This is a genomic window from Pseudomonas sp. NPDC077186 (assembly GCF_044543505.1).
In the GTDB taxonomy this organism is placed as follows: Bacteria; Pseudomonadota; Gammaproteobacteria; order Pseudomonadales; family Pseudomonadaceae; genus Aquipseudomonas.
This window is the reverse complement of sequence record NZ_JBITWE010000001.1, coordinates 1,077,872-1,093,183: the sequence shown is the minus strand read 5'-3', so window position 1 is coordinate 1,093,183 and position 15,312 is coordinate 1,077,872. Positions and strand designations below refer to the sequence as shown.

Here is a 15,312-nt window from a genome sequence, read left to right as displayed (position 1 = left end):
CATGCGCCACGGAAAAGATGACCGCACCCTAGACATCTTCGATGTTCCCCAGCCGAAGCTGGCAGTGCCTGGCGAGGGCAACTACGCCGCCGAGGTCAGCCTCATGGTTGGCCAACTTCTCAAGGGCCAGGATCGCCATCAGGTCGCCGCGCATATGTCGCGCCTGTCGGGCGATGACGTGAGCAAGTTCATGCTCGACGCCTGGGCCAGTCCGGCCCGCCAGGATCACAACCTGCCTTTCTACCGCGCCGTGCTCCTGGAGCAGGCCTGCGACTGCCATCTGCTGACCGACTGGCAGGTTGCCCAACGTGGTGGCCGGGTCGCCTATGGCCGCGAGGCACTGGATGCCGAGCTGGGCCGTCTGGAGCGCGAGGCCGCAGAAGCCACCCGCAAGGCACGCGAGCTGAAAAAGCTCCTGGGAGACCGGACATGACCAGCATCCCGCAAAACCTCCTGGACGATCTGCGCCTGGCTACCGAGTTCTATGACTGCGTCGTTATAGAAAGCAAAGCCGGCCATGACTGCGTCAGCACCGGCGCTTGGCGCGATGCCGAGGAATGGCTACGCAGTGCCGCGCTCAACCTCGGCACCCACCTGGCCCGCAAAGGTGAGGTGTCCAATGCGTAAGTGGTTCACCGCCGCCGAACTGGCCGGCCTTGCCGGAATGCCCGGCACCGAACGCGGCGTGCGCAAGGTCGCCGACCGCGAAGGCTGGGAAGGCCAGCGCCGCCTTGGCTCCAAGGCCATCGAGTACAGCTTCGCCGTCCTGCCGCCCGAGACCCAGGCCGCCCTGCTGGCCCGCCTGGTCAACCAAGCCGAGCCGCAGCCCGAGCCTGCCGCCGAACCGGAAACGGCAAAGCGTGACGCGCTTTCGGCGTCACGCTTTAGCGAATCACAGCGCTCGGTGATGCAGGCGCGCCTGGCCTTCGTGCGCGAAATCGAGCGCATGAGCGCCGCCGTCACCCAGCAGCGCGCCATCATGACCCTGGTCGGTCTGGCCCGTGACAACCAGCTCAGCCCCTACCTGGCCGACCGCGTGGTGCGCGCTAACGACCGCAAGACGGCCGACCGCAGTTTGTCCGAGCGCACGCTCAAGCGATGGCTTGCCGACTACCGCCGCGAAGGCGAAGCCGGCCTGGCGCCAGTGCGCCCCCCCGCCGACATGGGCGTGCCGGCCTGGGCGCCTGACTTCTTGCGCCACTACCAGCGCCCGACCAAGCCCAGCGCGGAAGCGGCCTATGCCGAATACGCCGCGAAATGCACGGGCGACCGTCCCAGCATTCACCAGGTGCGCCGTTTCCTGAACAAGCTCAGCCCCGAGGCCCGCGAGCGTGGCCGCCGCAGCCCGCAAGAGCTGAAAGCCCTACAGCCGTTCAAGCGCCGCGACACCCGCAACATCATGCCCGGCGACGTCTACACGGCCGACGGCCACAAGTTCGACGCCGAGGTACTGAACCCGCGCACCGGCAAGCCGTACCGCCCGGAAACCACCACCGTGCTGGACGTAGGCACCCGCCGCGCGCTGGGCTACTCCATCGGCGAAGCCGAGTCGACCGTGGGCGTGCTCGATGCCCTGCGCGACGCGGTAAAGCGTGGCGGCATGTTCGCCGTGTTCTACGTCGACAACGGCTCTGGCTTCGCTAACGACACCGTGCGCGAAGTGGTCGACCGCCTCGGCGGCACCATGACCCACGCGCTGCCCTACAACAGCCAGGCACGTGGTCTGATCGAGCGCGCCCACCAGTCCATTTGGGTGACCGCCGCCAAGAAGCTGCCGAGCTACATCGGCGCCGCCATGGACAAGCACGCGGGCACCGCTGTGCATCGGATCAGCCGCAAGCAGCTGCGCGAGACCGGCAGCACCCCGCTGATTCCGACCTTCGCCGAGTTCATTGCCGGCGTCGAGTACGAGCTGGAGGCCTACAACAACCGGCCGCACCGGGGCCTGGCGAAAGTCCGCGACCCGCAGACCGGCGCCCTGCGCCACATGAGCCCCAACGAAGCCTGGCAAGCCGCCCTCGACAGCGGCTGGGAACCAATGCTGGCGCCGGCCGAGCTGGTCGAAGACCTGATGCGCCCGCAGGTGATCCGCCCGACCCGTCGCGGCGAAATCGCCTGGGCCGGCCAGCGTTACTTCCTCAATAGCCTGCGCGACTTCCATGGCGAGGAAGTGCGGGTGGCCTACGACGTACGCGACGCCTCCCGTGTGTGGGTTCGCACCCTGAAGGGCCACCTGCTGGGCGAGGCACTGCTCGACGGCAACGCCAGCGACTACATGCCGCGCAGCATGATCGAGCAAGCCCAGGAGCGCCGCGAGCTGGGCCAGATGAAGCGCGCCATCGACAAGCTGGAAACCACCACGGGCAAGCGCGTCGAGCTGCTAGCCCCGACCAGCGCGCCGAGCGCCAACCTGGAGCCGGCGCAACTGGCCAGCGCGCAGCAGTACGCCGCCCTGGCTCTGGACGCCCAGGCGGCCGCCTTCACCGTGCCGGGTGACCCGATGGCCCGCTACGACCTGTGGCAGCAACTCAACGCCCGCCACTTGGCCGGCGAAACCCTCACCGATGACGAAGCCCGCTGGCATGAGCGCTACCCGGCCCACCCGGACTTCGCCTCGATTCAGCGCATGTATGACCAATTCGCGGAGCCTGCAACGGCCCGCGCTTGACCAGGGGAGTAACACCTATGAGCGTTTCCAAGATCGTCCCGTTGACCAATGTCGGCCTGCTGGCCAGCGCCATTGACCGCGCCCTGCAGCGCCCCCAGGGCCTGCCTGGACTGGTGGTCATGTACGGGCCTAGCGGCTTCGGCAAGTCCGTGGCTGCCGCCTGTGCCGCCAATCAACACCGCGCCTACTACGTGGAATGCCGGGATAGCTGGACTAAGAAGGCATTCCTGCTCGCCATCCTGCGCGAGATGGCGATCACCCCCGCCCGCACCCTCAGCGAGATGGTTGACCAGATCGCCGAGCAGCTCAGCCTGAGCGGCCGACCGCTGATCGTCGATGACGTGCAATACCTGCTCGAGAAGGCAGCGGCCAACGTCCTGACCGACCTCTACAACGCCAGCCAAGGCACCATCATATTGATCGGCGAGGAAGGCGTGGCCACCAGCCTGGTCAAGCTGGAGCGTCTGCACAACCGCGTGCTGGAGTGGGTGCCCGCCCAGTCGGCCAACCTGGCGGACGTCAAGCGCCTGGCCGCCGCCAGCTACCCGAACCTGCGCCTGGCCGATGACCTGCTGCAAGACCTGAACAGCGCCGTTAAAGGCTGCCTGCGCCGGGTGGCGGTCAACCTGCACCGGGTGAACAGTGAAGCCACCGCGTCCGGCCTGGAGGCAGTCGACCTGCCCACCTGGGGCAAACGTGGTTGGTTCACGGGCGCCGCTCCTGCGCGGAGGGTTGCTTGATGGCGACCGGGCGTAAGCAGATTCACCTGGAAATGCGCGGCGGCAAAAGCAACCGGCAGCGGGTGTGGGAAGCCATCCGCTCAGCAGCTGAAAGCTTCACCAGCTACAAGGTGTCGCGGCAGGCAAAGGTCGACCAAGCCACCGTCCGCACCTACCTGCATGGGCTGATAAAAGGCGGCTATGTAACGGTGCTCAGTGGCGGCCGTTTTGAGGAGCAGACCTTCGCCCTGGCCAATGACGTCGGCGCCGAGGCGCCCGCCGTGACCCGCGACGGCCAGCCAAGCAAGGCCGGTGCAGGCACCGAGGCCATGTGGCGCACGCTGCGCATCCTGGGCGAGCTGGACGCCGAGGAACTGGCGAAGCAGGCCTCGATTGCAGCCCCCACCACCCGAACCACAGCGCAGCGCTATCTCCAGTGGCTGGTACATGCCGGTTACGTCCAGATCGTGAGCAAGGGCGCACCGGGCAAGCCCGCCCGCTATCGACTCATACCCCAGCGCTACAGCGGCCCGCGCCCGCCGATGATTCAGCGGGTCGGCCAGGTGTTCGACCCGAACCTGGGCAAAGTCGTTTACCGCCAGCCGGAGCCGGAGGTTGAGGAATGAACCAGGCCACCCGAGTAGACCTGTCCGCCTGGGGTGAACAGCCGCCGCTATTCGTGACCCTGCTGGCCCGCGAAGTCGAGCAGAGCAACCGCACCAAAGCGGCCGACCGCATCGGCATGAGCCGCACCGCCGTCACCCTGCTGCTGCAGAACCGCTACCCGTCGCCCAGCACTGACCGCGTAGAGCGCCGCGTGATGGACACCCTCGGCCGCATTGACTGCGTGGCCCTGGGGGAAGTGATCACCACTGAGCAGTGCCAAACACACCGCGAAAAACCGGCCCCAACCCACAACCCACACGCGATGCAGCACTGGCGCGCCTGCCAGCACTGCCCGCAGAACCCTCGCTGTGCAGCAAAGGAGCAACGTCATGGCCACCACTGAGCCGCGCCCGATGAAAGTCCTGACCCCTGCGCTGGCAACCAGCCTGCGCGACTTCAACGCGGCCGCCCGCCACTTGCAGGCCAAGGGCGTGCGGTTGCTACAGATCGCGCCGACCGAGAACCGCCTGGTGATCAGCCCGGAAGACGGCGAGCGCCTGCAACGCGAGCGCTTGACCGAGGGCTACCAGCGCCACGCCTCGGCGGGCAGCGACCGCATCACCGTGCTGTTTGAGGGCGTAACCCTCGAATGGCGCAAGACCATCAGCTACCGCGACTTTCAAAAGACCATCCACTGAGGAACCGCACATGACCGCACAACAGACCATCCCGGCCGGCTACCAGAAGGACGCCCAGGGGCGCCTGATCCCCGAGAGCATGATCAAGCCCATTGACCAGGAACGCGACCGCTTGGTACGCCACCTGGTCGACCGCGCCAGCGAACTCAACAGCCAGTTGGCTGACTACAAGGCCGCCGCCTTTGGCGACGTGCGCGCCTTTATCGAAATGAGCTTTGAGGAATACGGCGCCAAGTTCGGCGGCAAGAAGGGCAACGTCACCCTGCTTAGCTTCGACGGGCGTTACAAGCTGCAGATTGCCGTGCAGGACTCGATCAGCTTCGACGAGCGCCTGCAGGCCGCCCGCGCCCTGATCGACGAATGCCTGGCCGAGTGGACGGAGGGCGCCCGGCCGGAAGTCGTCACCCTGGTCAATGACGCCTTCCGCACCGACACCAAGGGCGAAATCCGCACCGCCCGCGTGCTGGCCCTGCGCCGCCTGGAAATCGCCGACACGCGCTGGCAGCGCGCGATGAAAGCCATTGGCGAAGCCTGCCAGGTGACCAGCTCCAAGGAATACCTGCGTATCTACGAGCGCATTGGCGACAGCGAGCTGTACCGCCCGATCAGTCTCGACATTGCCGCGATTGCTCTGCCGGCCGAGCCGACCCAGCAACCGGCGCCGGGGGTGCATTGATATGAGCAAGGTCTACGCAACCTGCACCATCAGCGGCCTGATCCGCCTCACCGAACAGGCGCCCGACGAGGGCCAGCTCGCCCTGGCCGTGGGCGAGCTGGAGGTGGTGCGCCGGGTGATCCGCGAAACCGCAGAACCGACCCCGGCGCCTCGCGGCAGCATCGCCAGCCGAGTGCCAGGCGTGGTCGACGGCGCCGAAGACCGCGCCAACCTCGGCGCCATCGCCCGCTATATCCAGCTGCTGGGCGAGCGCGACGTGCCGGGCTTTCGAGCACTGGGGGTTTAAGCATGAGCAACAAGGTGACCTTCACCCTGGAAGAGCAAGGCGGCGAAGTGTGTTTGACGCTAGACCTGCGCGAATCCACCCGCAACACCAGGGCCGGCCGTCTCGCCAACGACCTGTACAGCGTGGCGATGCAGCAGGTTTTGCTCGACCGTGTGCCGGCCTGCTACCGGCACCCAGCCTCCAACACCCTCCATTGAGCGAAACCGCCCCGGCCTGGCCGGGGATGGTCTGCCGGGCGTGGTGGCCCGGTACTGATGAGCAACCACAGATGAGCAAGAAGAAACCGAGAACAGACGCAGTGCGTAAGCAGGACACCGCCCGCCAGCAGGCCAAGCGCGACCGGGATGCCCAGCACCTGGAGCGTGTCGGCGCCGAGACGATGAAGTTGACCACCTACCGGGGCACCCGCGCCGACCTGGCGCTGATGCAGGCGGTGGGCGGCTACGAGGAACCGGCCGAGGTCATCACTCTGGCCGTGCGTTACCTGGCTGGCTTGGCGCGCCGTGACCCGGCCGCCTTCCTTGAAGCCATGAACCCGAGGAACCCGGCATGAGCACAGGCAAGACGAAAATCCAGATCGCCCGCCGCCAGCTCGGCCTGGACGATGACACCTATCGCGCCATCCTCAAGCGCACGGCCGGAGTCGAGTCCTCGAAAGACCTGACACCGCGCCAGGTTGGCCGCGTCCTGGTCGAGCTGGAGCGCCTGGGTTTCAAGCCAAAGGCGTCCACCGGCCGCGCCAAGCCGAAGCCGGCCGCCGAGCGGGCGAAGCTGGTCGGCAAGATCGAAGCGCAATTGGCCGAAGCCGGTCGCCCGTGGGAATACGCCGACAGCCTGGCCAAGCGCATGTATCAGGTCGAGCGCCTAGAGTGGTGCGATAGCAAGCAACTGGGCGGCATCATCACCGCGCTAGCCAAGGATGCTGAGCGCCACGGGAGGGCTTTGTAATGCAGCTGGAACAGGTGCAAGCGCTGCTGCCGCAGCAAATCCACGAGATTGCCCAGGTTATCGGCCTACCCGGCGCCCTGCGCTTGGTACAGGAGCTGGGGGGCACTACCTGGGAGTTTGCCAAGGGGGCCAACCGTAATGGCAGCATTCGCGTAGCAGCGTTGGCGGAAATTCTCGGAGAGGAAGCGGCGTCCCTTCTGACCCAACACTTGGGGGGAGAGAAAATCTATATCCCCAGGTGCGCCGCAGCACTTCGCCAACAGCGCGACCTAGAGATACATCGGCAGTTTGAGCAGGCTGTACGCGAAGGGGTGACGGCTAACACCGTGGTCGCAGAGCTGGCCAGGGCCTATACCCTTAGTGACCGGCGTGTATGGCGGATTCTCAAGGCACTACCTACCAACCCCACACCAGACCTATTTAGTTAGCCGGGGCCTTGGCCAAGCAAAATCGCCGATCAAAGTAGCGTTTGTGATAAACCACCCGCCCGCTTCTCAGCTTGAACTGCGACCAGAGAAACATTAACCGCTGGTTAGCTGGTGAAACGCCAGCACCAGCAAAGCCATCCATGTTCGGGCGCAAAGCCGTCGCGTTGCACTCATTAAGCAAGTGCTCGTAGTGCTCACCCATAAACGCCTTCAGTGAGCCATCCGGGTCAAGGTCTTTCAGTGGGTCAAAGTGCCCACTGCCTACCCGCTCACATTCAGCCAACGGCGCAGCAGGTTGCAACGTCTCGAAGTGCAGCTCAAAACCTCGAATCTCTCCCTGCATCACCTCGACCGGACGGTTCTTCAATACCTCACAGACCAGCGTCGCATGATCGGGCTTTACACGAGGCCCTAGGTAGACACGGGTCAGTGCGTCATCTAGGTAGTGTTTCTTCCCAGATGCCCCGGTCACATAGCGCCATTCTTTTTCATGCTTCCACTCGATACGCTTACGATTCAGTCTCTTCAAAAGCTCACCCTTAACATGCGGGTCTTCAGGGACTCGAAGCACACTTTCAATGGTTAAGGGAGGTAGAGCCTCACGCTTATAGACGACTTTGGACAAATGCTCATTCTGAAAGTCACCAACAGCCAGCCTCTCTGAATCAAACTCTAGGCACATACCTTCAAAGCCGCTTGCGTAGTAGGCCCACATCGGCAGGTAATTATGCGTACTGGAAAACGATACAAGACCAAACTGCTGGATCAAGAGCCGAATGCCGTCGTAATAGTCCTCAGTTTTTAAACCTAAAGGCTTTACTACTTCATCGAAAATATGGTCACTGTCGCCCCCCATCGGCATGAATGCCTCCATGGGATCGTTCATTTGCTCGAATAAAGGGGCATACAGATAACTGTCTCGCAGAGCACTCAGCTCCCGCTCCAGCAGATTGTCGCGGTCGCTAAGTGGTCGGTAACGATAGAGTCGGTTCGGTGTCTTCATTGAGCAGGCAACCGGCAACGGAGAGAGCGTATTAAAGGTTAAATCGCTATGCCTTGACCATCCGGGTGGCAGCCGCAGCAACTGAACCCCATCCCCTGTCCCCATCCGCTCCTGCCGCCGACCATGGCGGCATGAACGCTCTAGACCCCAGCACCCTTACCAGCCCCCGCGCCTACGCCGCCGCCGTACTGGCCGAGGCGTCGCTTGATCGCCGCCAGTGGCTGATGGAGCGCTGCCCGGTCGAGTGGCGCGCCCAGGTAGAGGAACACGTCAAGAGCGCCTTTCCGAAAGTCGCCGCCTACCGCCGCCACAAGGCCGGCCGGGAAGAACAGGCGCGCGAGAAGCCACCGGCCGCACAACGCCGCGATGCCACTCCCAAACCACGCCACGTAACCCGCTCGGCTCCCGAGGTCGGTAATGCGGCTATCGCCAAACTGCGCGACGCCATCGGCAAGGGGGCTGCATGAGCTTGCGCAATCGCATCCTGGGCGGCGCCTTGGCCATCGCGCTGCCGTTGGTGGGCTACTACGAAGGCCGCAGCCTGGTCGCCTACCTCGACCCGGTAGGCATTCCGACCATCTGCGACGGCATTACTCAGGACGTGCAGCTAGGCCAGACCAAGACCGACGCCGAGTGCGATGCCCTGTTGGCCGCCGAGCTGGGGCAGGCAATTAGCACCGTTGACCGCCTGGCTAAACAGCCTCAACCCGACACCCGCCGCGCCGCGTTGGGTTCGTTCGTCTACAACGTCGGCGCCGGAGCTTTCGAGCGCTCGACGCTGCTGCGCAAGCTCAACGGTGGCGACGTGGCCGGTGCCTGCGCCGAGCTGAGCCGCTGGGTGTATGCGAAGGGACGCCAACTCGCCGGCCTGGTCAAGCGTCGTGCCGCCGAGCGGGAATTGTGCGAGGTGGGCCTGCAATGAAGTGGCTTAGCTTCCTGCGCCCCCTGCTACCTGTAGCCCTCCTGGTGGGCGCACTGGCGGCCATTTACCTGCTGATAGATCAGCTGGAACAGGCGGCCTATCAGGCCGGCCACAGCGCGGCAAAGGCAGCGGGCGACCTTGCCTTGGCCGAGCTTAGGAGCGAGTACCAGGAACAGGAACTGGCCCGCGCCATCACCGCCGAGGCGAGTGCCAAAGCCGCCGCAAAACGCCTGCAGGACGAACAGGCCCGCAACGACAAGCTGGCCGCCGACCTGGCCGAGCAGCAACGCCAACACCGCAAAACCACCGACCGCCTCACAGGGGAGATAGCCCGTGTCAACGACCTCTATCGGGAGGCGCTCGACGCGCCGCCTAAGCCTCTGCCTGCTTGCGTGTTCACTGCTGGCTGGGTGCGCGTTTATGACGAAGCAACCGGCGCCCGAACCGCAGTGCCCGCCGCCGCAGATTCCGGCCGAGCTGCTGCGCAAGCCGAAGCCGGCCGAGCCGCTGAGCAACTCGATTCAGGCCTCAGCCAGAGTGCTGTCCTGGCCCACCACGTCCGCTATGCCGAGCAGTGCCGCAGCACAGCGGCGCAGCTGGATGCTCTGATCGACGCCGTAGGAGGCCACTGATGCAAATGGACTTTACCGAGGCCGTGGGCTGGGCCATCTCGCTGCTGGGCATCTTCACCACCCTGGTGTTCGGCCTGGTCAAGCTGCTGCTGGGCCAGCTGGAGAAACGCCTAGGTGAGCGTTTCGCCTCCCAGGACAAGGAGATCGCCAAGCTGGCCGAGCTGGAGCGGGACTTCCTGCGCTTCCAGGCCGAGCTGCCCCTGCAGTACGTCCACCGCAGCGACTACGTGCGCAACCAAACCGTTATCGAAGCCAAGCTGGACGGGCTGCGGGACAAGCTAGAAGTCGTCCAGATGAAAGGAGCCAAACATGATTGATGCCGCCAAGATTCGCCGCGAGTCGATGCGCTGGTACATCCTGCTCACCCTCAACAACGCGCGCCCGGTCGACCCGCACGAAACGCTGGTGGTGTCGACTATCCAGGCCATCTACACCGACGCCAGCCAGCACGAGGTGCGCCGCGAGCTGGACTACCTGGCCGACCGCAGCCTGGTGACGCTGGACAAGCGCCCGGACGGTGTATGGGTGTGCGGCCTGACCCACTACGGCGTCGATATCGCCGAGTACACCATCCCCTGCAATCCGGGCATCGCTCGCCCGGTACGGGGCTAAGCCATGCCGCCGCGTAGCAAGGTCGGCCAGCTGCCGCCCGAGGTAAAGGCCTGGCTGGATCAGGCATTGGTCGAGAACAACTTCTCCGGCTATGAGCTGCTGTCGGCCGAGTTGACCGAGCGCGGATACAGCATCGGCAAGTCAGCGCTGCACGCCTACGGCCAGGACTTCGAGGGGCGTCTATCCGCGCTCAAGATGGCCAGCGAGCAGGCCAAGGCCGTGGTGGCGGCCGCGCCGGACGAGGAAGGCGCGGTAAACGAGGCGCTCATGCGCCTGGTGCAGGAGCACCTGTTCAAGCTGCTGCTGGCCGAAGACGGCAAGTTCGACCTACCCAAGGTAGCCAAGGCCGTGGCCGAGCTGGGTCGGGCCTCGGTCGTGCAGAAGAAGTGGCAGAGCGAGGTGCGCGCCAAGGCCGAGGCCGCCGCCGCCCAGGTCGAGAAGATCGCAAAGAAAGGCGGCCTTAATGCCGAGACCGTGGACGCGATCCGGCGCGAGATACTGGGGGTGGCGGCATGAGAGTGCGGCTAATAGTCCGCGATCCTTCTGGAAACCGTCCGGATCCTTGGTCTTGGCTTCCTGGGCTCGTAATCAATGACCTGCTTGCATTCCGGGCAACCAAGAGTAGCGTGATAGCTGCCTTTGCTTTGATGCATGGTCGAGCGAATACCACGCTCAAAGCATTTGCTGCACAAGAAGTGTTCAGGCTGATCGTTCTGCAGCTCAGGCTTCAGCCTGTAGCAAAAAGCGCCCGTCTCAAACTGATGGAGCTCGTACCGGCCATCCAGATCGGCCTGCTTTTGCAACTGTGCGTTCTGTTGCTCCAACTTGCTGATCTTGTCGACAAGCTGCATCTGTTCCATCTGAGCGGTCATCAACTGCTGTTGCAGGTCCATCAGGTTCTGGGTCAGATCAAACACACGGCTTCGGATCATCTCCCCATCACGCAGAGTCATCAGGCTCTGGCTAATGTCTTTGGCCGCATTCGCACTGGCGACGGCACCTGCAAACCACTCGAACATAAACGCGCTCCCTTGCAAGGTATTTGGCACCGCGAGCGTAGCACTGTTGGGGCGGCCGTATGACACCGGCCCCGAGCAAGCTAAGCCCCCTGCACCAGGCCCTTTCAGGCGGCCAGGCGCCGGGCGTGCCCGTCGTACTGCTGCCCTACCAGCAACGCTGGGTCGGCCTGCGCGCGCCGCTCAAGGTGGGCGAGAAAAGCCGCCGTATCGGCCTGACTTGGGCCGAGGCCTCGGACAACGTGCTGGTCGCCGCCAGCGCCACCGTGGCCGGGGGCATGAACGTCTATTACCTGGGCTACAACCAGGACATGACCGTCGAATACATCCAGGCCTGCGCCATGTGGGCGCGGGCGTTCAACTATGCGGCGGGCGAGATCGAGGAAGGCATCTGGCACGACCAGGACGTCGACAAGCACATCAAGACCTACACCATCACTTTCCCCTCGGGCTATCGCATCGTTGCCCTGACCAGCCGGCCGTCCAACCTGCGCGGCCGCCAGGGCGTGGTGGTGATCGACGAGGCCGCGTTCCACTCCGACCTGGCCGAGCTGCTCAAGGCGGCCCTGGCGCTACTGATCTGGGGCGGCGAGGTGCATGTGATCAGCACCCACAACGGCACCGACAACCCGTTCAATGAGCTGATCGAGGAAATACGGGCCGGCAAGCGTAAGGGCGAGCTTTTCCGTTGCACCTTCAAGGAAGCCGTGGCCGATGGGCTGTACCGGCGCGTTTGCCTGCGCAAGGGCATCGCCTGGGACGAAGCCGAGGAACTGGAGTGGGTGCAGGACGTATACGACTACTACAGCGACGCCGCCGAGGAAGAGCTGGACTGCGTGCCCAGCCAAGGCGGCGGCACCTACCTCAGCCTGGCGCTGCTGGAGCAACGCAGCCGGGCCGGCGTGCCAGTGCTGCGCCTGGCCTACCCGGTGGGCTACGAGGTCATCGCCGAGCCGCTGCGCCTGGCCGACAGCCTGGGCTGGTGCGAGCGCGAGCTGGCGCCGCTTTTGGCACAACTGCCGCCCGGCGCCTGGAGCTTCTACGGCATGGACTTCGCCCGTAGCGGCGACCTGTCGGTAATCGTACCGCTGCTGCAGGAACAGGACAGCCGCAAGCGGCCGCCCTTCCTGGTCGAGCTGCGCAACGTGCCCTTCAAGCAGCAGGAACAGATCCTGTTCTACATCGTCGACCGCCTGCCCAATTTCATGGCCGGCGCCAACGATGCGCGCGGCAACGGCCAGGCGCTAGCCGAGGCGGCGGCGGTGAAGTACGGCCACAACCGGATAAGCCAGGTGATGCTCACCGAGGGCTGGTATCGGGACAACATGCCCGGTTTCAAGGCTGACCTCGAGGACGGCACCCTCTACGACCTGCCGGCCGACCGCGACGTGATCGCCGACCTGCGCGCCTTCCGCATGGTCAAGGGCGTGGCCCGCATTCCCGAGACCCGCACCAGCGAGAAAGGCGGCGCCAAGCGCCACGGCGATGCCGGCATTGCCGCCGTCCTGGCCCGCTTCGCCAGCCGCATGGAAATAGAGCAGTACGGCTATGAAGCCGTGCGGCCGAGCAACAACGATTCTTTCGATGACGACGACACGTTCCGCAACGGGCGCGACGTGGGAGGTGTGTGGTAATGGCTGAATCCGTGATCGTTGACGCCCAGGGCCGGCCGATCCACAAGGCGGAATTGCTCCAGGAGCTGGTGCAGGCCAGCACCACGGGCGTGTACCAGGCGTGGACGGCCGAGTCCGTCTCGGCGTCTCTCGACCCCGCGCGCCTGCGCTCGATCCTGCAGGCGGCGGCAACTGGCGACCATTACTCGTACCTGACCCTGGCCGAGGAAATGGAGGAGAAAGACCCGCACTATGCCGCCGTGCTGGGCACGCGCAAGCGGGCCGTCTCCGGGCTGCCCGTCACCGTAGAGGCTGCCAGCGAGGACGAGCGCGACGAGCAACTGGCTGACGCCGTGCGCGAGCTGGTCGAGGCGCCCGAGTTCAGCGACATGCTCGACGACCTGCTGGACGCCATCGGCAAGGGCTACTCGGTAGCAGAGCCCATCTGGCAATTAGTTGGTGGCCAGCTCTGGCCGACCCGCTATGAGCACCGCGACCCGCGCTGGTTCCAGTTCGACAAGGTGACCGGCCAGCGCCTGCAGTTGCGTAACGAGGGCGGCGACGGGCTGGAGATTCCGGCCGGCAAGCTGATCGTCCACAAGCCGCGCTTGAAGTCGGGCCTGCCGATCCGTGGGGGCGTGGCGCGCCTGGTGGCCGTGTCGTTCATGTGTAAGGCGTTCAGCCTCAAGGACTGGATGCGCTACGCCGAACTGTTCGGCATGCCGCTGCGTATTGGCCGCTATGGCCCCGGCGCGAAGCCGGACGACATTGCCGTGCTGCGCCGCGCCGTGGCGCAGCTGGCCGCCGATGCCGCCGCCGTGATGCCGGACGGGATGAAGATCGAGTTTCAGGAGATCGCCAACGCCGCAGGCGGCGCCGAGCTGTTCGAGCGCCTGGCCGAGTGGCTGGACAAGCAGATCAGCAAGGGCGTGCTCGGCCAGACCATGACCACCGACGACGGGTCGAGCCAGAGCCAGGCCAACGTGCATAACGAAGTGCGCCTGGACATTCTGCGCGCCGACGCCAAGCAACTGGCTGCGACGCTGAACCGCGACCTGGTGCGCACCTTTATCGACCTGAACTACGGCCCGCAGGAGAATTACCCGCGCATCGTCCTGCAGGTGACCGAGCCCGAGGACTTGAAGGCCCTGGCCGATGCCCTGGGGCCGTTCATCGACCGAGGCCTGCCGGTGGAGGCCTCGGCCATCCTGGACAAGTTCGGCCTGTCCGCCCCCGACGCTGGCGCCATAGTGCTGCGCCCGCAAGGTGGCATGCAGCCATTGCCAGCCCTGAATCACCAGCAAGCGGCGTGCGCCTGCCCGGCCTGCGGCGAACGCAAGGCGCTCAACGCCGAACAACGCCGCGACGCCCTGGACGAACTGACAGCCGACGAGCTGGCCGACTGGGTGCCGGTGATGAAACCCGTACTCGATCCCGTGCAGCAGCTGGCACAGAAGGCTGAGACATTCGACGAGTTCAAGGCCGGCTTGGCCGGCCTGCTTGAGCAGATGGACGACAGCGCGCTGATCGAGCGCCTGGCCCTGGCCGCGTTCAAGGCCCGCGCCCTGGGCGACGTGAGCGACCAGCTATGAGCGGCCCGACCCGCGAACCGTTTCCCGTACCGGTGCCAAAGGAGGCGCTCGACTACTTGCGCGCCAAAGGCTACCGGGTCGGCTTCGATCACCGCGACGTGTGGCAGGAAGAACACGCCACGTCCTGGACGGTGGCCAAGGCCATGCGCCTGGACATCCTGGAGGCGATCCGCGCGGCCGTGGACGAGGCCATCGCGGGCGGCCAGGCCTTCGCCGCGTTCAAGCGCGAGCTGCAGCCGCTGCTGGAAAAGCTGGGCTGGTGGGGCCGTGGCGAACTGCTCGACCCACTGACCGGCGAGACGCGCGAGGTACAGCTGGGCAGCCCGCGCCGCCTGCGCACCATCTATGACGTGAATCTGCGCCAGGCCCATGCGGCCGGCCAGTGGCAGCGCATCGAGCGCACCAGGACGACACACCCTTACTTGCTCTACCAACTCGGTCCGAGCCGCGAGCACCGGCCGGAACACGTGGGCTGGGCCGGCATCCTGCTGCCTGCGGACGACCCGTGGTGGCAGACGCACTTCCCGCCGAATGGCTGGGGCTGCAGATGCTGGGTGCGCCAGGTCAGCCGCCGCGAGGCCGAGCGCCTGCTGGCCACGGGCAAGTACATCAGCATGGCGCCCGACCTGGGCCAGCGCGAGTACGCCAACCAGCGCACCGGCCAGGTCGTTAGCGTACCGGTCGGTATCGAACCGGGCTGGGCCTACAACCCCGGCCAGGTGTCGAGGCTGGCCAAGGCGCAGCAACTGCTGGACGAGAAAGAAGCTGCTGCGCAGGCCGAAACTTGAGCCGGCCAAAACGGCCCGCTACGCAAGGAATAGCGTGCGTGGCTACCACGGCTAGGGGAGAGGATCGAAAACAGTTTCTAACGCAGGTCTAACGCGCCCTGAGCG

Annotated in this window: 24 protein-coding genes and 1 other RNA gene; 23 read left to right on the top strand and 2 right to left on the bottom strand. The window is 65.2% G+C overall.

The genetic code is table 11. The features are described 5' to 3' along the window. Position 1: 1 nt before the first annotated feature. From ACIGKL_RS05105 to ACIGKL_RS05040, 14 genes are all read left to right on the top strand, one after another. Positions 2-433: a hypothetical protein gene (locus tag ACIGKL_RS05105; protein ID WP_397486250.1), complete on the top strand. Its 432-nt coding sequence runs from the start codon at positions 2-4 to the stop codon at positions 431-433. Further along, positions 430-627, top strand: coding sequence for a hypothetical protein (locus tag ACIGKL_RS05100; RefSeq protein ID WP_397485615.1), 198 nt, complete (start codon positions 430-432; stop codon positions 625-627). Before ACIGKL_RS05105 ends, ACIGKL_RS05100 begins: the two co-directional genes overlap by 4 nt. Beyond that, positions 620-2,668 (top strand): DNA-binding protein, encoded by a 2,049-nt coding sequence (locus ACIGKL_RS05095; protein ID WP_397485614.1) that lies wholly within the window; start codon positions 620-622, stop codon positions 2,666-2,668. Before ACIGKL_RS05100 ends, ACIGKL_RS05095 begins: the two co-directional genes overlap by 8 nt. Before the next feature lie 17 nt (positions 2,669-2,685). Next, positions 2,686-3,408: an AAA family ATPase gene (locus tag ACIGKL_RS05090; protein ID WP_397485613.1), complete on the top strand. Its 723-nt coding sequence runs from the start codon at positions 2,686-2,688 to the stop codon at positions 3,406-3,408. Further along, the gene (locus ACIGKL_RS05085; protein ID WP_122107145.1) at positions 3,408-4,013 is read left to right on the top strand and encodes a hypothetical protein; all 606 of its coding nucleotides are present in this window, start codon (positions 3,408-3,410) and stop codon (positions 4,011-4,013) included. The genes ACIGKL_RS05090 and ACIGKL_RS05085 overlap by 1 nt, the downstream gene beginning before the upstream one ends. Further along, entirely contained in the window at positions 4,010-4,396 is a 387-nt protein-coding gene (locus tag ACIGKL_RS05080) for a hypothetical protein (RefSeq protein ID WP_397485612.1), read from the top strand. Before ACIGKL_RS05085 ends, ACIGKL_RS05080 begins: the two co-directional genes overlap by 4 nt. Then, the gene (locus tag ACIGKL_RS05075; RefSeq protein ID WP_397485611.1) at positions 4,383-4,691 is read left to right on the top strand and encodes a hypothetical protein; all 309 of its coding nucleotides are present in this window, start codon (positions 4,383-4,385) and stop codon (positions 4,689-4,691) included. Before ACIGKL_RS05080 ends, ACIGKL_RS05075 begins: the two co-directional genes overlap by 14 nt. A gap of 10 nt (positions 4,692-4,701) precedes the next feature. Next, positions 4,702-5,367: a DUF3164 family protein gene (locus ACIGKL_RS05070; RefSeq protein ID WP_397485610.1), complete on the top strand. Its 666-nt coding sequence runs from the start codon at positions 4,702-4,704 to the stop codon at positions 5,365-5,367. 1 nt (position 5,368) lies between these two features. After that, the gene (locus tag ACIGKL_RS05065) at positions 5,369-5,653 is read left to right on the top strand and encodes a hypothetical protein (RefSeq protein ID WP_397485609.1); all 285 of its coding nucleotides are present in this window, start codon (positions 5,369-5,371) and stop codon (positions 5,651-5,653) included. A gap of 2 nt (positions 5,654-5,655) precedes the next feature. After that, on the top strand, positions 5,656-5,850 hold the full coding sequence (locus tag ACIGKL_RS05060; protein WP_397485608.1) for a hypothetical protein: 195 nt from the start codon (positions 5,656-5,658) through the stop codon (positions 5,848-5,850). Next, an RNA gene (locus ACIGKL_RS05055) (hammerhead ribozyme type II) lies at positions 5,849-5,921 on the top strand. The genes ACIGKL_RS05060 and ACIGKL_RS05055 overlap by 2 nt, the downstream gene beginning before the upstream one ends. Beyond that, complete coding sequence (locus ACIGKL_RS05050; protein ID WP_397485607.1) at positions 5,922-6,206, top strand: hypothetical protein; 285 nt, start codon at positions 5,922-5,924, stop codon at positions 6,204-6,206. Continuing rightward, a complete protein-coding gene (locus ACIGKL_RS05045) occupies positions 6,203-6,601 on the top strand; it encodes a gp16 family protein (RefSeq protein ID WP_397485606.1) in 399 nt (132 codons plus the stop codon). Before ACIGKL_RS05050 ends, ACIGKL_RS05045 begins: the two co-directional genes overlap by 4 nt. After that, positions 6,601-7,029 (top strand): Mor transcription activator family protein, encoded by a 429-nt coding sequence (locus ACIGKL_RS05040; RefSeq protein WP_397485605.1) that lies wholly within the window; start codon positions 6,601-6,603, stop codon positions 7,027-7,029. Before ACIGKL_RS05045 ends, ACIGKL_RS05040 begins: the two co-directional genes overlap by 1 nt. On the opposite strand, the gene ACIGKL_RS05035 is transcribed toward ACIGKL_RS05040, so the two are convergent. Next, positions 7,022-8,032: a DUF2971 domain-containing protein gene (locus tag ACIGKL_RS05035; RefSeq protein WP_397485604.1), complete on the bottom strand. Its 1,011-nt coding sequence runs from the start codon at positions 8,030-8,032 to the stop codon at positions 7,022-7,024. The genes ACIGKL_RS05040 and ACIGKL_RS05035 overlap by 8 nt on opposite strands. Positions 8,033-8,163: 131 nt before the next feature. On the opposite strand from ACIGKL_RS05035, the gene ACIGKL_RS05030 reads away from it, so the two are divergent. From ACIGKL_RS05030 to ACIGKL_RS05005, 6 genes are read left to right on the top strand one after another with little or no spacing between them, the layout of a single operon-like run. Next, positions 8,164-8,499, top strand: coding sequence for a hypothetical protein (locus ACIGKL_RS05030; protein WP_397485603.1), 336 nt, complete (start codon positions 8,164-8,166; stop codon positions 8,497-8,499). Then, complete coding sequence (locus ACIGKL_RS05025; protein ID WP_397485602.1) at positions 8,496-8,954, top strand: lysozyme; 459 nt, start codon at positions 8,496-8,498, stop codon at positions 8,952-8,954. Before ACIGKL_RS05030 ends, ACIGKL_RS05025 begins: the two co-directional genes overlap by 4 nt. Beyond that, the gene (locus tag ACIGKL_RS05020) at positions 8,951-9,586 is read left to right on the top strand and encodes a DNA-packaging protein (RefSeq protein WP_397485601.1); all 636 of its coding nucleotides are present in this window, start codon (positions 8,951-8,953) and stop codon (positions 9,584-9,586) included. The genes ACIGKL_RS05025 and ACIGKL_RS05020 overlap by 4 nt, the downstream gene beginning before the upstream one ends. Beyond that, positions 9,586-9,903, top strand: coding sequence for a hypothetical protein (locus tag ACIGKL_RS05015; RefSeq protein ID WP_397485600.1), 318 nt, complete (start codon positions 9,586-9,588; stop codon positions 9,901-9,903). Before ACIGKL_RS05020 ends, ACIGKL_RS05015 begins: the two co-directional genes overlap by 1 nt. Further along, positions 9,896-10,198: a hypothetical protein gene (locus tag ACIGKL_RS05010; RefSeq protein WP_122107159.1), complete on the top strand. Its 303-nt coding sequence runs from the start codon at positions 9,896-9,898 to the stop codon at positions 10,196-10,198. The genes ACIGKL_RS05015 and ACIGKL_RS05010 overlap by 8 nt, the downstream gene beginning before the upstream one ends. Before the next feature lie 3 nt (positions 10,199-10,201). Further along, complete coding sequence (locus tag ACIGKL_RS05005; RefSeq protein ID WP_397485599.1) at positions 10,202-10,714, top strand: DUF3486 family protein; 513 nt, start codon at positions 10,202-10,204, stop codon at positions 10,712-10,714. 8 nt (positions 10,715-10,722) lie between these two features. Here the strand turns inward: ACIGKL_RS05005 and ACIGKL_RS05000 are convergent, their stop codons facing one another. Beyond that, positions 10,723-11,217, bottom strand: a complete 495-nt coding sequence (locus ACIGKL_RS05000) for a hypothetical protein (RefSeq protein WP_397485598.1) — start codon at positions 11,215-11,217, stop codon at positions 10,723-10,725. A gap of 125 nt (positions 11,218-11,342) precedes the next feature. Here ACIGKL_RS05000 and ACIGKL_RS04995 point away from each other — a divergent pair, with 125 nt between their 5' ends. The 3 genes from ACIGKL_RS04995 to ACIGKL_RS04985 are packed head-to-tail and all read left to right on the top strand — an operon-like array spanning position 11,343 to position 15,207. Beyond that, a complete protein-coding gene (locus ACIGKL_RS04995; RefSeq protein ID WP_397485597.1) occupies positions 11,343-12,848 on the top strand; it encodes a hypothetical protein in 1,506 nt (501 codons plus the stop codon). Further along, positions 12,848-14,419: a DUF935 domain-containing protein gene (locus ACIGKL_RS04990; RefSeq protein WP_397485596.1), complete on the top strand. Its 1,572-nt coding sequence runs from the start codon at positions 12,848-12,850 to the stop codon at positions 14,417-14,419. The genes ACIGKL_RS04995 and ACIGKL_RS04990 overlap by 1 nt, the downstream gene beginning before the upstream one ends. Further along, positions 14,416-15,207 carry a phage minor head protein gene (locus ACIGKL_RS04985; protein WP_397485595.1) on the top strand — a complete coding sequence of 264 codons (792 nt, stop codon included), beginning with the start codon at positions 14,416-14,418 and terminating at the stop codon, positions 15,205-15,207. Before ACIGKL_RS04990 ends, ACIGKL_RS04985 begins: the two co-directional genes overlap by 4 nt. The last annotated feature ends 105 nt before the right edge of the window (positions 15,208-15,312 follow it).

What these genes read in the sequence shown, in the direction of transcription:
- ACIGKL_RS05060 (WP_397485608.1), top strand. Translation starts at nt 5,656, where the DNA reads ATGAGCAACAAGGTGACCTTCACCCTGGAAGAGCAAGGCGGCGAAGTG.
- ACIGKL_RS05045 (WP_397485606.1), top strand. Translation starts at nt 6,203, where the DNA reads ATGAGCACAGGCAAGACGAAAATCCAGATCGCCCGCCGCCAGCTCGGC.
- ACIGKL_RS05070 (WP_397485610.1), top strand. Translation starts at nt 4,702, where the DNA reads ATGACCGCACAACAGACCATCCCGGCCGGCTACCAGAAGGACGCCCAG.
- ACIGKL_RS05085 (WP_122107145.1), top strand. Translation starts at nt 3,408, where the DNA reads ATGGCGACCGGGCGTAAGCAGATTCACCTGGAAATGCGCGGCGGCAAA.
- ACIGKL_RS05090 (WP_397485613.1), top strand. Translation starts at nt 2,686, where the DNA reads ATGAGCGTTTCCAAGATCGTCCCGTTGACCAATGTCGGCCTGCTGGCC.
- ACIGKL_RS05075 (WP_397485611.1), top strand. Translation starts at nt 4,383, where the DNA reads ATGGCCACCACTGAGCCGCGCCCGATGAAAGTCCTGACCCCTGCGCTG.
- ACIGKL_RS05035 (WP_397485604.1), bottom strand. Translation starts at nt 8,032, where the DNA reads ATGAAGACACCGAACCGACTCTATCGTTACCGACCACTTAGCGACCGC.
- ACIGKL_RS05005 (WP_397485599.1), top strand. Translation starts at nt 10,202, where the DNA reads ATGCCGCCGCGTAGCAAGGTCGGCCAGCTGCCGCCCGAGGTAAAGGCC.
- ACIGKL_RS04990 (WP_397485596.1), top strand. Translation starts at nt 12,848, where the DNA reads ATGGCTGAATCCGTGATCGTTGACGCCCAGGGCCGGCCGATCCACAAG.
- ACIGKL_RS04985 (WP_397485595.1), top strand. Translation starts at nt 14,416, where the DNA reads ATGAGCGGCCCGACCCGCGAACCGTTTCCCGTACCGGTGCCAAAGGAG.
- ACIGKL_RS05040 (WP_397485605.1), top strand. Translation starts at nt 6,601, where the DNA reads ATGCAGCTGGAACAGGTGCAAGCGCTGCTGCCGCAGCAAATCCACGAG.
- ACIGKL_RS05080 (WP_397485612.1), top strand. Translation starts at nt 4,010, where the DNA reads ATGAACCAGGCCACCCGAGTAGACCTGTCCGCCTGGGGTGAACAGCCG.
- ACIGKL_RS05050 (WP_397485607.1), top strand. Translation starts at nt 5,922, where the DNA reads ATGAGCAAGAAGAAACCGAGAACAGACGCAGTGCGTAAGCAGGACACC.
- ACIGKL_RS05000 (WP_397485598.1), bottom strand. Translation starts at nt 11,217, where the DNA reads ATGTTCGAGTGGTTTGCAGGTGCCGTCGCCAGTGCGAATGCGGCCAAA.
- ACIGKL_RS05020 (WP_397485601.1), top strand. Translation starts at nt 8,951, where the DNA reads ATGAAGTGGCTTAGCTTCCTGCGCCCCCTGCTACCTGTAGCCCTCCTG.
- ACIGKL_RS05025 (WP_397485602.1), top strand. Translation starts at nt 8,496, where the DNA reads ATGAGCTTGCGCAATCGCATCCTGGGCGGCGCCTTGGCCATCGCGCTG.
- ACIGKL_RS05095 (WP_397485614.1), top strand. Translation starts at nt 620, where the DNA reads ATGCGTAAGTGGTTCACCGCCGCCGAACTGGCCGGCCTTGCCGGAATG.
- ACIGKL_RS05015 (WP_397485600.1), top strand. Translation starts at nt 9,586, where the DNA reads ATGCAAATGGACTTTACCGAGGCCGTGGGCTGGGCCATCTCGCTGCTG.
- ACIGKL_RS05100 (WP_397485615.1), top strand. Translation starts at nt 430, where the DNA reads ATGACCAGCATCCCGCAAAACCTCCTGGACGATCTGCGCCTGGCTACC.
- ACIGKL_RS05105 (WP_397486250.1), top strand. Translation starts at nt 2, where the DNA reads ATGCGCCACGGAAAAGATGACCGCACCCTAGACATCTTCGATGTTCCC.
- ACIGKL_RS05030 (WP_397485603.1), top strand. Translation starts at nt 8,164, where the DNA reads ATGAACGCTCTAGACCCCAGCACCCTTACCAGCCCCCGCGCCTACGCC.
- ACIGKL_RS05010 (WP_122107159.1), top strand. Translation starts at nt 9,896, where the DNA reads ATGATTGATGCCGCCAAGATTCGCCGCGAGTCGATGCGCTGGTACATC.
- ACIGKL_RS05065 (WP_397485609.1), top strand. Translation starts at nt 5,369, where the DNA reads ATGAGCAAGGTCTACGCAACCTGCACCATCAGCGGCCTGATCCGCCTC.